Origin of the sequence: Streptomyces sp. NPDC014889 (assembly GCF_043081205.1) — a bacterium.
Classification (GTDB): Bacteria; Actinomycetota; Actinomycetes; order Streptomycetales; family Streptomycetaceae; genus Streptomyces.
On sequence record NZ_JBIBWH010000007.1, the window covers coordinates 426,128 to 441,074 of the forward strand.

The 14,947-nt window shown below is 72.1% G+C and carries 8 protein-coding genes and 1 pseudogene; 5 read left to right on the plus strand and 4 right to left on the minus strand.

Annotated elements, in window-relative coordinates:
- Nucleotides 1-18: 18 nt before the first annotated feature.
- Nucleotides 19-3,673 (plus strand): annotated as a pseudogene (locus ACF09J_RS16965) (hydantoinase B/oxoprolinase family protein); the annotation flags it as partial.
- Nucleotides 3,657-4,262 (plus strand): ATP/GTP-binding protein, encoded by a 606-nt coding sequence (locus ACF09J_RS16970; RefSeq protein ID WP_392306184.1) that lies wholly within the window; start codon nucleotides 3,657-3,659, stop codon nucleotides 4,260-4,262. The pseudogene ACF09J_RS16965 and the gene ACF09J_RS16970, both read left to right, overlap by 17 nt.
- A 72-nt stretch (nucleotides 4,263-4,334) precedes the next feature.
- On the opposite strand, the gene glpK is transcribed toward ACF09J_RS16970, so the two are convergent.
- A complete protein-coding gene (glpK, locus tag ACF09J_RS16975; RefSeq protein ID WP_392306185.1) occupies nucleotides 4,335-5,855 on the minus strand; it encodes a glycerol kinase GlpK in 1,521 nt (506 codons plus the stop codon).
- A 231-nt stretch (nucleotides 5,856-6,086) separates the two neighbouring features.
- Here glpK and ACF09J_RS16980 point away from each other — a divergent pair, with 231 nt between their 5' ends.
- On the plus strand, nucleotides 6,087-6,623 hold the full coding sequence (locus tag ACF09J_RS16980; RefSeq protein WP_392306186.1) for an NUDIX domain-containing protein: 537 nt from the start codon (nucleotides 6,087-6,089) through the stop codon (nucleotides 6,621-6,623).
- Between the two features lie 55 nt (nucleotides 6,624-6,678).
- Here ACF09J_RS16980 and ACF09J_RS16985 read toward each other — a convergent pair whose 3' ends face one another.
- Nucleotides 6,679-9,039 carry a glycoside hydrolase family 31 protein gene (locus tag ACF09J_RS16985; protein WP_392306187.1) on the minus strand — a complete coding sequence of 787 codons (2,361 nt, stop codon included), beginning with the start codon at nucleotides 9,037-9,039 and terminating at the stop codon, nucleotides 6,679-6,681.
- A gap of 214 nt (nucleotides 9,040-9,253) precedes the next feature.
- On the opposite strand from ACF09J_RS16985, the gene ACF09J_RS16990 reads away from it, so the two are divergent.
- Nucleotides 9,254-11,230 carry an acetoacetate--CoA ligase gene (locus ACF09J_RS16990; protein ID WP_392306188.1) on the plus strand — a complete coding sequence of 659 codons (1,977 nt, stop codon included), beginning with the start codon at nucleotides 9,254-9,256 and terminating at the stop codon, nucleotides 11,228-11,230.
- A gap of 124 nt (nucleotides 11,231-11,354) precedes the next feature.
- On the plus strand, nucleotides 11,355-12,242 hold the full coding sequence (locus ACF09J_RS16995; protein ID WP_392306189.1) for a hypothetical protein: 888 nt from the start codon (nucleotides 11,355-11,357) through the stop codon (nucleotides 12,240-12,242).
- A 70-nt stretch (nucleotides 12,243-12,312) separates the two neighbouring features.
- Here ACF09J_RS16995 and ptsP read toward each other — a convergent pair whose 3' ends face one another.
- Nucleotides 12,313-13,983, minus strand: coding sequence for a phosphoenolpyruvate--protein phosphotransferase (gene ptsP / locus ACF09J_RS17000; protein WP_392306190.1), 1,671 nt, complete (start codon nucleotides 13,981-13,983; stop codon nucleotides 12,313-12,315).
- A gap of 92 nt (nucleotides 13,984-14,075) precedes the next feature.
- Entirely contained in the window at nucleotides 14,076-14,525 is a 450-nt protein-coding gene (locus ACF09J_RS17005; protein WP_392306191.1) for a PTS glucose transporter subunit IIA, read from the minus strand.
- Between the last annotated feature and the right edge of the window lie 422 nt (nucleotides 14,526-14,947).

Here is a 14,947-nt window from a genome sequence, read left to right on the forward strand (position 1 = left end):
CGGAAGCGGGGTGGTGACATGACGGGCTGGCAGTTCTGGGTCGACCGGGGCGGCACGTTCACCGACATCGTCGCACGGCGCCCGGACGGACGTCTGGTCACGCACAAGCTGCTGTCCGACAACCCCGCCCGGTACGCCGACGCGGCCGTCGCGGGCATCCGCGCGCTCCTCGACGGCCCCGACGGCTCCGACGGCTCCGCCCGTTCCGTCGAGGCGGTCCGCATGGGCACCACCGTGGCCACCAACGCCCTGCTGGAGCGCACGGGCGAGCGGACCGTCCTCGTCGTCACCCGCGGCTTCCGGGACGCCCTGCGCATCGCCTACCAGAACCGCCCGCACATCTTCGCCCGCCGTATCGAGCTGCCCGAGCTGCTGTACGAGCGGGTCGTCGAGGTCGACGAGCGCATCGCGGCCGACGGCACCGTGCTGCGCGCCCCCGATCTGGACGCGCTGACCGGCCCCCTCCGGCAGGCGTACGACGACGGGATCCGCGCCGTCGCCGTGGCCTGCCTGCACAGCCATCTGCACCCCGCGCACGAGAGGGCCGTCGGCGACCTGGCCGCCCGCGTCGGCTTCCCGCAGATTTCGCTGTCCAGCGAGGTCAGCCCCCTGATGAAGCTCGTCCCGCGCGGCGACACCGCCGTCGTCGACGCCTACCTGTCGCCCGGGCTGCGCCGCTATGTCCAGCACGTCTCCACCGAGCTGGACGGCGTACGGCTGATGTTCATGCAGTCCAACGGCGGGCTCGCCGAGGCCGGACAGTTCCGCGGCAAGGACGCCGTCCTGTCCGGGCCCGCCGGCGGCATCGTCGGCATGGCCCGCATGTCCCGGCTCGCCGGCTTCGACCGGGTTATCGGCTTCGACATGGGCGGCACCTCCACCGACGTCTCCCACTACGCGGGCGCGTACGAGCGCGTCCTCACCACGCAGATCGCCGGCGTCCGGCTGCGCGCCCCCATGCTCGACATCCACACCGTGGCCGCCGGCGGCGGCTCGGTCCTGCACTTCGACGGCTCCCGCTACCGGGTCGGCCCGGACTCGGCGGGCGCCGACCCGGGGCCCGCCTGCTACCGGGGCGGCGGCCCGCTCACCGTCACCGACGCCAACGTCATGCTCGGCCGCATCCAGCCGGCCCACTTCCTGGAGGTGTTCGGGCCCGGCGGCGACCAGCCCCTCGACGAGGCACTCGTCCGCGAACGCTTCACCGCGCTCGCCCGTGAGATCCATGAGCGGACGGGCGACGACCGCACCCCCGAACAGGTCGCCGAGGGATACCTCCGGATCGCCGTCGCCAACATCGCCAACGCCGTCAAACGGATCTCCGTGCAGAAGGGCCACGACGTCACCCGCTACGCCCTCACCACCTTCGGCGGCGCGGGCGGACAGCACGCGTGCATGGTCGCCGACTCGCTCGGCATCCGCACCGTGCTCGTCCCACCCATGGCGGGCGTCCTGTCCGCGCTCGGCATCGGCCTCGCCGACACCACGGCCATGCGCGAGCAGTCCGTCGAGGCACCCCTGGAACCCGCCGCCATGCCGGGCGTGCTCAAGACCGCCGACGACCTGGAGGGCGCGGCCCGCGCGGAACTGCGCGCCGAGGACGTCCCCGAGGAGCGCGTCCGTGTCACCCGCCGCGCCCAGCTCCGCTACGACGGCACGGACACCATCCTCACCGTCGAGCTGACCGAGCCCGCCGCCATGCGGCACGCCTTTGAAGGACGTCATCGCGCCACGTACTCCTTCACGCTCGACCGCCCGATCGTCGTCGAATCCCTCTCCGTGGAAGCCACCGGCCTCACCGAACCCCCCGATCTGTCCGCCCTCGCCCCGGACGAGCACGCCCGCGCGGGACGCTCCACCGCCCCGGAGACGGTCAGGCTCCACACCGCCGGCGCCTGGCGCGACGTACCCCTCCACCGCCGGGAGGACCTGACCCCCGGCGACCCCGTCACCGGCCCCGCGATCGTCACCGAGGCCAGTGCGACGACCGTCGTCGACGACGGCTGGCGGGCCGTGGCCAAGGACGACGGGCATCTGCTCCTGGAACGCGTGGCGGTCACGCAGAGTTCCGATCTCGGTACGGAAGCGGACCCGGTCCTGCTGGAGGTGTTCAACAACCTGTTCATGTCCATCGCCGAGCAGATGGGCGCCCGGCTGGAGTCCACGGCCCAGTCCGTCAACATCAAGGAGCGCCTCGACTTCTCCTGCGCCCTGTTCGACCCGGACGGAAACCTGGTGGCCAACGCCCCGCACATCCCCGTACACCTGGGCTCGATGGGCACCAGCGTCAAGGAGGTCATCCGGCGCCGCGGCCCCCGGATGCGGCCCGGTGACACCTACGCGGTCAATGACCCGTACCACGGCGGCACCCACCTGCCGGACGTCACCGTCATCACCCCGGTCTTCGACACCGCAGGCACGCAGGGTGACCGCATCCTCTTCTACGTCGCCTCGCGCGGCCACCACGCCGAGATCGGCGGGATCGCGCCGGGCTCCATGCCGGCCGACAGCCGCACCATCGAGGAGGAGGGCGTCCTCTTCGACAACTGGCTGCTCGCCGAGAACGGCCGCCTGCGCGAGGAGGAGACCCGCCGCCTGCTGACCGGCGCGCGACACCCCTCCCGCAACCCGGAGACCAACCTCGCCGACCTGCGCGCCCAGATCGCCGCCAACCAGAAGGGCGTCGACGAGGTCGCCCGCATGATCGACGACTTCGGCCTCGACGTCGTCCAGGCCTACATGCGGCACGTCCAGGACAACGCGGAGGAGGCCGTCCGCCGCGTCATCGACGCCCTGGACGACGGCGAGTACGCCTACGAGACCGACTCGGGCGCCGTCATCCGGGTACAGGTGCGCGTGGACCGCGAGCGACGGTCGGCGACGATCGACTTCACCGGCACCTCCGAGCAGCTCACCACCAACTTCAACGCCCCGTTCTCCGTGGTCAACGCAGCCGTCCTGTACGTCTTCCGCACACTGGTCGCCGACGACATCCCGCTCAACGACGGCTGTCTGCGCCCCCTGAGGATCGTCGTGCCGCCCGGCTCCATGCTCTCCCCGCGTCCCCCGGCCGCCGTCGTCGCGGGAAACGTGGAGACCTCCCAGGCGATCACCGGCGCCCTGTACGCGGCGCTCGGCGTACAGGCGGAGGGCTCCGGCACGATGAACAACATCACCTTCGGCAACGAGCGCCACCAGTACTACGAGACCGTCGCCTCCGGATCGGGCGCGGGCGACGGATTCCCCGGCGCCTGTGTGGTCCAGACACACATGACCAATTCCCGGCTCACCGACCCCGAAGTCCTCGAATGGCGGCTGCCCGTGCGGCTGGAGGAGTTCGCGGTCCGGCGCGGCAGCGGCGGCGCCGGACGGTGGCCGGGCGGGGACGGCGCGGTGCGCCGCATCCGCTTCCTGGAGGCCATGACCGTCTCCACGCTCTGCCAGCACCGCAGGGTGCCCCCCTACGGCATGGCAGGCGGCGAGCCCGGCGCCCTCGGCGCCAACCGGGTGGAACGCGCTGACGGCACGGTCGCCGAACTCGGCGGACGGGACTCCGTGGACGTCGCCCCCGACGACGTGCTCGTCGTCGAGACCCCCGGCGGCGGAGGATACGGCCCGCCGCCGTCCGACACCGCATCGAGCAGGAGAAGCACGCGATGATCCTCGGCCGTTCCGAGCGTGGCAAGCCCCCGGTCGAGCCCGTCACGCTCAAGATCCTGGTGGCCGGCGGCTTCGGCGTGGGTAAGACGACCCTCGTCGGCGCGGTCAGCGAGATCAGGCCGCTGCGCACCGAGGAACTGCTGACCGAGGCCGGACGGCCGGTCGACGACCTCAGCGGCGTGGAGGGCAAGCACTCCACCACGGTGGCGATGGACTTCGGCCGTATCACGCTGCGCGAGGACCTGGTGCTGTACCTCTTCGGCACGCCCGGGCAGGAGCGGTTCTGGTTCATGTGGGACGAACTGTCCGAGGGCGCGCTCGGCGCGGTCGTGCTGGCCGACACCCGTCGCCTCGAGGAGTGCTTCGCCGCCGTGGACTACTTCGAGCGGCGCTCCATCCCCTTCCTCGTGGCCGTCAACTGCTTCGACGGCGCCGCCCGCTATGCCGTGGACACCGTCCGCCAGGCCCTCGACCTCGACGGCCTCGTCCCGGTGCTGCTGTGCGACGCCCGCGAACGCGAGTCGGTGAAGGAGGTCCTCATCGAGGTCGTCCAGCACGCGATGGCCCACGCCGCGCAACGCCGCCGGGCCACCGCCGTCTGACGCCGCACACACGGCCCGCACCCCGGCCGGACGGGGGTACGGGCCGCGTACGAGGCCCTGAGGGCCGGCTCCCTAGCTCTCGCCGTCGTCCAGCCAGCCGAAGCTCTTCTCCACGGCCTTGCGCCAGTTGCGGTACTCGCGGTCACGGACCGAGGCGTCCATGGAAGGGATCCACTCGGCGTCCTTCTGCCAGTGCGACTTGAGCTCTTCGAGGTCGTTCCACACGCCCGTGGCCAGCCCGGCCGCGTAGGCGGCGCCCAGGCAGGTGGTCTCGGAGATCCTGGGCCGGATCACCGGCACGTCGAGCACGTCCGCCTGGTGCTGCATGAGCAGGTTGTTCTTCGTCATGCCGCCGTCGACCTTCAGGGTCGTCAGCTGTACCCCGGAGTCCTGGTACATGGCGTCCACGACCTCGCGCGTCTGCCAACTGGTCGCCTCCAGCACCGCCCGCGCGAGGTGCGCCTTGGTGACGTACCGGGTCAGGCCGGTGACCACCCCGCGCGCGTCGGAGCGCCAGTACGGCGCGAACAGGCCGGAGAAGGCGGGCACGATGTAAGCGCCGCCGTTGTTCTCCGCCTTCGCCGCGAGCGTCTCGATCTCGTCCGAGGTGCGGATGATGCCGAGCTGGTCGCGGAACCACTGCACCAGCGCGCCCGTGATGGCGATGGCGCCCTCCAGGCAGTACACCGGGGCCTCGTCGCCGATCTTGTAGCCCAGGGTGGTGAGCAGGCCGCTCTTGGACGGCACGGGCCGGTTGCCGGTGTTCAGCAGCAGGAAGCTGCCGGTGCCGTAGGTGTTCTTGGCGTCGCCCACGTCGTAGCAGGCCTGACCGAACACGGCCGCCTGCTGGTCGCCGAGGGCGGATGCCACGGGCACCCCGGCGAGCTGGCCGACAGCGGCCCCGTACACCTCGGAGGAGGATCTGATCTCGGGCAGCATCGCCTCGGGGACGTTCATGGCGGACAGGATCGACTGGTCCCACCGGAGGTTCTGCAGGTTCATCAGCATGGTGCGGCCGGCGTTGGTGACGTCCGTGACGTGCCGGCCGCCGTCGACGCCGCCGGTCAGATTCCAGATGAGCCAGGTGTCGATCGTGCCGAAGGCGATCTCACCGCGCTCGGCGCGATCGCGCAGGCCGGGCACGTTGTCCAGCAGCCAGGCCGCCTTGGGGCCGGAGAAGTAGCTGGCGAGCGGCAGGCCGGTCTGCTCGCGGAAACGATCCTGCCCTTCGGAACCGCCCAGCTCGTTGCAGAGCGCCGCGGTCCGCGTGTCCTGCCAGACGATCGCGTTGTGCACGGGCTTGCCGGTGGCCCGGTCCCACAGGACGGTCGTCTCGCGCTGGTTGGTGATGCCGAGCGCGCTGAGCTGGTCGGCCCGCAGCCCCGCCTTGGCGACCGCGCCCGCGACCACCGCCTGCACCTTCGACCAGATCTCGGTGGCGTCGTGCTCCACCCAGCCGGGCTTGGGGAAGATCTGGCGGTGCTCGCGCTGGTCGACGGCGACGATGGCGCCACTGTGGTCGAAGATGATGCAGCGGCTCGAGGTGGTGCCCTGGTCGATGGCGGCCACGAACTTCTCGGCGTTGTCCGTCATGGCTACCCCTTGTGAGGTGGAGAAGCGGCCGAGGGCCGGGACCATCCATCCCCTGCGCCCTCACTGGTAACAGTTTGTCCCACATCGGCGGAAACAGCCCGGGATGGGCGGCGAAGGCGCCCACGCCCGGGGAAGTGTTCTCCCTCGCGCAGGGAGCGTCAAGGACGGCGGCGGCAACGGTGGCAACCGCCGACGGAGGACGTACGCCCGCCGATCGGATACAGTCCGCGCGTGTCCGACATACCGCACGCGACCGCCAAGTCCGTACCGCACTCCCACTGTTCGAGCTGCGGAGCGCCGTACGGCGAGGGCGTCGGCGGCCGGCCGCGCACCTGTCCGGCGTGCGGCACCGTGGCCTACCGCAACCCGCTGCCGGTCGCGGTGGCCCTCCAGCCCGTGTACGACACCCGGGGCACCGCCCTGATCGTCATCACCCGCACCATCGCCCCCGCGCGAGGGAGAACGGCCCTGCCGGGCGGCTACGTCGACGACCACGAGGACTGGCGTCACGCCGTCGTCCGCGAGCTCCGGGAGGAGACCGGGATCGAGGCGGCCGCGCGCGATGTACGGCTCGCCGACGCGATGAGCTCTCCCGACGGGCATCTGCTGCTCTTCGGACTGCTGCCCGAGCGCCCCGCCGAGGGCCTGCCGTCGTTCACCGCCACCGACGAGACGGAGGACCGGAACCTGCTGCGCAGGCCCGCCGAACTCGCCTTCCCCCTGCACACACGGGCCGTCCGGGCCTGGTTCGACGGCCGCTACGTCTGAGCCGGCCCCACGCTGTGGCGCGGCCGGCGCCTCTCATCCCGGCGCACTCCCGGAGTCAGGACGCGCCGAGCCCCCGTATGCGCAGCGGATGAGGCGGCTCGCCGGCACCGTCCTCCCGCTCGCACTCGACGACGACCTTCCCGCCCTGCCGGCGGGTCGCGTAGCGCTCGATCCCCGGCTCCTCCCAGCCGCCGCCCGCGTCCGGCACCACGAGGCCGCCCCCGGCACGCCCCGGAGCGGGCGCCCACACCTCCAGCTCAAGACCGCCGTCATCGCCCAGCACGGGGATCACGGTGCCCGCGCGCGCGAACACCGGGATCCGGGAGAGCGGGGCGTCGACCAGCACCTGCCCCGGCCCCTCGTACGCCCGTCCCGTCGCCGTGTCGTACCAGCGGCCCCGCGGCAGCCGCACCGCCCGCCGGTCCGTACCGGGATCGAGCACAGGGGCGACCAGAAGGCCGTCGCCGAGCAGGAAGGCGTCCTCGCAGTCCCGCAGCGCCCGGTCCTCCGGAGCGCCCCACCACAGCGGCCGCACATAGGGCGCCCCGGTGCGCCGCGCCAGATGCGCGAGGGTCACGAAGTACGGCAGCAGACGCCGCCGCTCGACGAGCGCCACGCGCGCGTGCTCCAGGATCTCCGGCCCGGACTCCCACGGCTCCCCGCGCCCCGCCCGCGGGCCGGCGTGCGTGCGGAACAGCGGCAGGAAGGACCCCAGTTGGAGCCTGCGCAGATACAACTCGGGCGAGGGACCGCCGCCGGAACCTGCCACGTCCGGGCCGGAGTACGGCACTCCGCACAGGCCCAGCCCCAGGACCAGTGACAGCGACGCCCGCAGCCCCGCCCAGCCAGCCATCTCTCCCGACCAGGCGCCGCCGTAGCGCTGCATCCCGGCCCACCCCGACCGCGAGAAGAGGAACGGCCGCTCCTCGGGCACCAGGCCGAGCAGCCCCTCGTACGCCGCCTCGGCCATGCACAGGGCGTACACGTTGTGCGCCTGGCGATGGTCGCCGCCCCGGCCCTCCAGGGCGTGCCGGGCCGACCGGGGCAGGGTCGTCTCCCCGAAGGCGGCGAAGGAGGTCGGCTCGTTCATGCCGTGCCAGAAACCGGCGAAGCCCTGATCCAGCCGCTCCCGGTACAAGCCGCCCCACCACTGCCGCACGCGCGCGTGCGTGAAGTCAGGGAAGACCGCCTCCCCGGGCCGGACGACGCCCCGCACCAGCCGGCCCGAGCCGTCCCGCACGAAGGCGCCCGCGGCCGTACCGCCGTCGTACACGGCGTTCCCCGGCGCGGCCCTCACGGCCGGTTCGACGACGGACACCAGCCGGATCCCGTCCCGCCGCAGTTCCTCGGCGAGCACCGGCAGCTTGGGGAAGCGGTCCTCGTCGATGGTGAACACCTGATGCGCGTCGTAATGGCCGGCGTCCAGGTGCACGGCGTCCAGCGGCAGTCCGTGCTCGTGGTGGCCCGCGACGATCCGCCGCACCTCCTGTTCGTCGCCGCCCCACCGTGTGTGATGGTGCCCCAGGGCCCACGCCGGCGGCAGCGCGGCCGGTCCGGTGAGGGAGGACCAGACGTGCGCCACGCGCGCGGGGGTGCCGACAACCACCCAGCAGCGCAGCGGACCCCCGTCCATCCTGAGCTCGCTCACCCCGGCCCTGTCGTGGCCCGAGCCGGCCCCCTCCGCCCCCTCCCGGAGGGTGACCGCGCCGTCCCAGGAGTTGTCGTGGAACACCAGGTGCGTGCCCGCGTCGGCCACGACGAGCTGGACCGGCATGGTGACGTGGAGCGGATCGTCACCGGGACCGCACGCGTGGCCGGGATCGGTGTTCCACAGGCGATAGGTGCCGTCGCGCAGCCGCGGACCGCGCGCCCGGCCGCCCAGACCGAAGAACCGCGCGTCGGCCGCCACCTCCGACCGCTGCGACCACCGTGCCGGGCCCCCGCCGGCCGGCTCCCACCAGCGTGGTGGCAGATCCCGGCGCAGCGGCACGCCCCCGGGGGTGCGGACCTCGATGGCACCGTGCCGCGAGACGCCGACGGTGACCCGCTCGGCCACGATCCGCCAGCCGCCGTCCTTGTCCGGCTCCAGCACCGCGCGCGAGTCCGGCTCCGGGCAAGGGCCGGCGAGCGCGTACGACGGCTCGGGCCCGGCGCCGTCCCAGCCCCAGAAGACCGCCCCGTTCCCGGCGACGGCGATACGGAGCTCCGAGCGGGCGAAGCGGACGACCCCGCCCCCGGGCCCGGGCTCCACGTCCCGCACCGCGCCGGGCACGCGCGCGCGTTCGGCCCCACGCGACGGCAGGCCGCCGGCGTCGACACGCCGCCGGCGCCACGCGGCCCGCACCGTGCGCAGCCCGTGGGCCACCCCCACCGAACCGACCGCCTTCACCGAACGCACCAGGTCACGACCGTCCATGCTGCTCACCCTGCCATTCACGGCTGTGTGCGCGCGTGGCGTTCAACTGCCGTTCATCCGTGCCGCGACCACATCTTCACGCCGGGGACTATGTGCGGTGCACCCTGGTGCAGAAGTCGATCACATGGCATCGTCCGTGTCAGCCGCGTCACGCGCACACCCCAGCACGTGCGCGGACCGACGCACACGACGCGCACAGTCCGGGAGCCGCCCCATGTCGACCGCGAACCCCCAGCCGCTCTGGCAGCCCGATCCGCAGCGGATCGCCCAGGCACAGATCACGAAGTTCCAGGCCTGGGCCGCCGAGCACCACGGCGCTCCGGCCGCCGGCGGCTACCCGGCCCTGCACCGCTGGTCCGTCGACGAGCTGGAAGCCTTCTGGAACGCCGTCACACAGTGGTTCGACGTACGGTTCACCAGCCCCTACGCGCGCGTACTGGGCGACCGGTCGATGCCCGGCGCCGAATGGTTCCCCGGCGCCACCCTGAACTACGCCGAGCACGCCCTGCGCGCGGCCGCCACGCGCGCGGACGAGCCCGCGCTCCTCCACGTCGACGAGACGCACGAACCGCGCCCGGTGACCTGGTCCGAGCTGCGCCGCCAGGTGGGCTCCCTGGCCGCCGAGCTGCGCGCCCTCGGCGTACGCCCGGGGGACAGGGTCAGCGGCTACCTGCCGAACATCCCCGAGGCCGTCGTCGCCCTCCTCGCCGCGGCCGCCGTCGGCGCCGTCTGGACCTCCTGCGCCCCGGACTTCGGCGCCCGCAGCGTCCTCGACCGATTCCAGCAGGTCGAACCCGTCGTCCTGTTCACCGTCGACGGCTACCGCTACGGCGGCAAGGAGCACGACCGCCGCGACGTCGTCGCCGAACTGCGCCGCGAACTGCCCACCCTGCGCGCGGTCGTCCACATCCCGCTCCTCGGCACCGAAGCACCCGAGGGCGCCCTGGAGTGGTCCGGCCTGACCTCCGCCGACGTCGAACCCGTCTTCGAACCGGTGCCCTTCGACCACCCCCTGTGGGTGCTGTACTCCTCGGGCACCACCGGCCTGCCCAAGGCGATCGTGCAGTCCCAGGGCGGCATCCTCGTCGAGCACCTCAAGCAACTCGGCCTGCACTGCGACCTCGGCCCCGAAGACCGCTTCTTCTGGTACACGTCGACCGGCTGGATGATGTGGAACTTCCTCGTCTCCGGACTGCTGACCGGCACGACGATCATCCTGTACGACGGCAGCCCCGGCTATCCCGACACCGGCGCCCAGTGGCGTATCGCCGAACGCACCGGCGCCACCCTCTTCGGCACCTCCGCCGCCTACGTCATGGCCTGCCGCAAGGCGGAAGTGCACCCCTCGCGCGACTTCGACCTGTCGACGGTGCAGTGTGTCGCGACGACCGGATCGCCGCTGCCGCCCGACGGGTTCCGCTGGCTGCACGACGAGTTCGCCGAGAGCGGGGCGGACCTGTGGATCGCCTCCGTCAGCGGCGGCACCGACGTGTGCTCCTGCTTCGCCGGAGCCGTACCGACCCTCCCGGTCCACATCGGCGAACTCCAGGCCCCGTGCCTGGGCACCGACCTGCAGTCCTGGGACCCGAACGGCACACCGCTGATCGACGAGGTCGGCGAACTCGTGGTCACCAACCCCATGCCCTCCATGCCGATCCACTTCTGGAACGACCCCGACGGCAGCCGCTACCACGACAGCTACTTCGCCATGTATCCCGGCGTATGGCGGCACGGCGACTGGATCACGCTCACCTCCCGCGGTTCGGTGATCATCCACGGCCGCTCCGACTCCACGCTCAACCGCCAGGGCGTGAGGATGGGCTCCGCCGACATCTACGAAGCCGTCGAACGCCTCCCCGAGATCAAGGAATCCCTCGTCATCGGCGTCGAACAGCCCGACGGCGGCTACTGGATGCCCCTCTTCGTGCAGCTGACCCCCGGCGCCGCCCTCGACGACGCGCTGCTCGGCCGCATCAAGCGGACCATCCGCGAACAGCTCTCCCCACGCCACGTCCCCGACGAGGTCATCGAGGTGCCGGGCATCCCGCACACCCTCACCGGCAAGCGCATCGAGGTCCCGGTCAAGCGCCTCCTCCAGGGCACGCCGCTGGACAAGGCGGTCAACCCCGGCTCGGTCGACGACCTCGACCTGCTGCGCTTCTACGAAGAACTGGCCCGCAAGCGCGCCTGAGCACCCCGGTCCCCCCACCCACGGCGGGGGGACCGCACGCCCCGCGAACACCGGCCCGGCCCCGTTGTCAGTGGCGCCGATTACGGTGAGTGAGCACAGATCGACTGCGCTCACAGGGGGAAACATGGCGCACACCGACCACCTGACCATGCGACGCGTCCTGCGCCGGGAGATCGCCGGCACCATCGGCCTGCTCACCGACGAACAGGACTTCCGCGCCATGCGGCGCTACCGCAGCTTCACCTTCGACGACCACACCACTTACCTCCACCAGGTCGAGAAACTCCTCCGACTCGTGGCCGCGCAGGGCGGCCACACCACGGTGGCCCTCTTCGACCCCGAGGAGTACGCCGAATACTGCGAGGCCACCGGTCTCGACCCCGACGTCCCGTCCAGCCGCGCCCGCTTCACCGCCGAACTCGCCGGCACGGGCCCCGCACTTCCCTACGACGGCCGGCCCCTGGCCGAACTCGTCCCCGACCTCGTCGACGAGGCCGTCCGCCAGGCCACCTGGGAGTATGCTTCCACCCTCCTGGCCCGGCTCGGCCCCTGCGCCTCCTGCGGCGAGAACATCGGCCGTGCCGCCTTCGCCCGCGCCGCGGACCTCGTGGCCCGCATCCTCGACACGGCCCCGCCGGGCAACAGGCACCTGGTGTGCAGCGTCACCGGCACACCCGAAACCCTCCTCGCCGTCCTCCACGCCGACGACGAAGGCGACACCACACAACTCGACGAGGCCGAAGCCCTGGAGTTCACCACGGTCCTCGCCCTCGGCATCGCCACCGACGGCCCCGGCGGGCTCGTCATGCGCACCACCGCCCCCGGCACCGCCGACCGCGTCTACGGCTGGCGCCTGCGCGCCGGCGGCCTCGAACCGCTCACCGCCGGCGAGGTCTTCGACGCCTACTGCACCGACATCGAATCCGGCGACCTGATCTCCCCGGAATCCGGCGTCGACTACGGCGAGCCACCCGACCTCGGAGAGGAAGGACCGGCCCCGCGGCACGGCTGAACAACCGAGGGGCGCCCCACCGGACAGTGGAGCGCCCCTCGCAAACCAGCCGGCGACCGGCCGGGCACGGTCACTCGCCGGACAGCACCGCCTGCGCCGCGCCACGCGCCTCGTCCGCGCTCTCCGCGGCCCGCGCCGCGGCCGCCGCCCGCTCGCACTGCGCCAGCGTGAACTTCGCCAGCGTCGCCCGTACATGGGGAAGCGACGCCGCACCCATGGAGAGGGAGGTGACACCCAGACCGGTCAGCACACACGCGAGCAGCGGGTCGGACGCGGCCTCACCGCAGACACCGCAGCTCTTGCCCTCGGCCCGCGCCGCCTCGGCGGCGATCGCGACCAGGTCGAGCAGCGCGGGCTGCCAGGGGTCCTGCAGGCGGGACACCGCACCCACCTGACGGTCGGCGGCGAAGGTGTACTGCGCGAGGTCATTGGTCCCCAGCGAAAGGAACTCCACCTCCTGAAGCACCGAGCGCGCCCGCAGCGCGGCCGACGGGATCTCGACCATCGCACCGAACTTCGCCCGCAGCCCGGCGTCACGGCACGCGTCCGCGAACGCCCTGGCGTCCGTCCGGTCCGCGACCATCGGGGCCATCACCTCGAGGTAGACCGGCAGGCCCTCGGCGGCCTTGGCGAGCGCCGACAGCTGAGTGCGCAGCACCTCCGGGTGTTCGAGCAGCGTCCGCAGCCCCCGCACGCCGAGAGCCGGGTTCGGCTCGTCGGCCGGCGTCAGGAAGCCCAGCGGCTTGTCCGCGCCCGCGTCCAGCACACGCACCACGACCCGGCCCTCGGGGAAGGCCTCAAGGACCTGCCGGTAGGTCGCGACCTGCTTCTCCTCGGACGGCGCGTTCTTGTCGTCGTCCAGGAACAGGAACTCGGTCCGGAACAGACCCACACCCTCGGCACCGGCTTCGAGCGCCGCCGCCACATCCGCCGGACCGCCGATGTTCGCGAGCAGCGGCACCTTGTGGCCGTCCGACGTGGCACCGGGACCGGTCGCGGAGGCCAGCGCCGCCCTGCGCTCAGCGGCCGCGGCCTCCAACTGGGCCTTCTTCTCCTCACCGGGGTTCACGAAGATCTCGCCGGTGCTGCCGTCGACGGCGATCACCGTGCCCTCGGCCAGTTCCACGGCGCCGGGCAGCGCCACCACGGCCGGCACACCGAGCGCCCGCGCCAGAATCGCGCTGTGACTCGTCGGACCGCCCTCCTCGGTGACGAAGCCCAGGACCAGCGTCGGGTCCAGCAGCGCCGTGTCCGCCGGCGCCAGGTCACGGGCGACCAGCACGTACGGCTCGTCGCTGTCCGGCACACCCGGCATCGGCACCCCGAGCAGACGGGCGACGATACGGTTCCGCACGTCGTCCAGGTCGGCCACCCGGCCCGCGAAGTACTCACCGGCACCGGCGAGCAGGTCCCGGTAGGCGGCGAACGCGTCGTACACCGCGCGCTCGGCCGTGCTGCCGACGGCGATACGCCGCTCCACATCCGCGATCAGTTCGGGGTCCTGCGCCATCAGGGCCTGTGCCTCGAGCACCGCCTGCGCCTCGCCCCCGGCCAGATTGCCGCGTGCCATCAGATCGGCCGCGACGGCCTCCACCGCCTGACGGGCGCGCCCCTGTTCGCGCTCCGCCTCTTCAGTGGGGATCTGCTTGGCCGGCGGTTCCAGCACCGCCGTACCCATGTGCCGAACCTCGCCGATCGCCACACCGTGGCTCACACCGACGCCTCGCAGCGTTGTCTCCATCTCACCCGTCTCCGGTAGTGCGGCGGGTCCCACCGCCGCGGTGGTTGATGTGCGCCACCCCTCGGGAGGCCGTCCCAGGGGAGGCAGCGGGGTCACTTCCAGGTGAAGAGGCTGTCGCCGGTCTTCACCTCTCCGCTGTCGCGAAGATCGGAGAGGCTGTCGGCGGTGGCCTCAAGGGCCACGACCGGGCACACGGGGGACTTGCCGGCGGCTTCGACGGCGGCGGGGTTCCAGCGCACCACCGCCTGACCGCGCACCACCGTGTCGCCCTTCTTCACCAGCAGCTCGAAGCCCTCGCCGTTGAGCTGCACGGTGTCGATGCCGAGATGGGTGAGCACTCCGCGCCCCTGCTCGTCGACGACGACGAAGGCGTGCGGGTGCAACGAGACGATGACTCCGTCGACGGGGGCCACGGCGTCCGCGGGCTCACGTACCGGATCGAGCGCGGTGCCGGGGCCGACCATGGCCCCGGAGAAGACCGGGTCCGGCACGGCCGCCAGTCCGATGGCGCGTCCTGCGACGGGGGACGTCACGGTGGTCATGGGAAGCCTCCCAGGGGTGGAGATTCATGTGCGCCGCCATTGATCGCCGGAGACGGCGCGGTGTGGCGGCAAGCTATGTCACGGTAAGCACCGGTTACGGGCGAGAGCTTACACAGCTCACGTTGGTGGTCTAGACCACCAAACGAAACGGTTTGCACCCACTCCGCGGGTCCATGTACAGTCGTACCCCTGCTCGGGGCTCAGCGGCGCCACCAGGCGTCCTTGCCCGGCAGCACCCATACTTGTCAGATCCTATCCCGGGATCATCTTCTGCATGCCCGCAGGACGGTGGTCAGAGAGACGGGAAAAGCCTGATAGAGTTTGGATCACCGAAGGGAAGCGCCCGGAGGAAAGCCCGAGAGGGTGAGTACGAAGGAAGCGTCCGTTCCTTGAGAACTCAACAGCGTGCCAAAAGTCAACGC

What these genes read in the sequence shown, in the direction of transcription:
- ACF09J_RS16995 (WP_392306189.1), top strand. Translation starts at nt 11,355, where the DNA reads ATGGCGCACACCGACCACCTGACCATGCGACGCGTCCTGCGCCGGGAG.
- ACF09J_RS16990 (WP_392306188.1), top strand. Translation starts at nt 9,254, where the DNA reads ATGTCGACCGCGAACCCCCAGCCGCTCTGGCAGCCCGATCCGCAGCGG.
- ACF09J_RS16970 (WP_392306184.1), top strand. Translation starts at nt 3,657, where the DNA reads ATGATCCTCGGCCGTTCCGAGCGTGGCAAGCCCCCGGTCGAGCCCGTC.
- ACF09J_RS17005 (WP_392306191.1), bottom strand. Translation starts at nt 14,525, where the DNA reads ATGACCACCGTGACGTCCCCCGTCGCAGGACGCGCCATCGGACTGGCG.
- ptsP (WP_392306190.1), bottom strand. Translation starts at nt 13,983, where the DNA reads ATGGAGACAACGCTGCGAGGCGTCGGTGTGAGCCACGGTGTGGCGATC.
- ACF09J_RS16985 (WP_392306187.1), bottom strand. Translation starts at nt 9,039, where the DNA reads ATGGACGGTCGTGACCTGGTGCGTTCGGTGAAGGCGGTCGGTTCGGTG.
- glpK (WP_392306185.1), bottom strand. Translation starts at nt 5,855, where the DNA reads ATGACGGACAACGCCGAGAAGTTCGTGGCCGCCATCGACCAGGGCACC.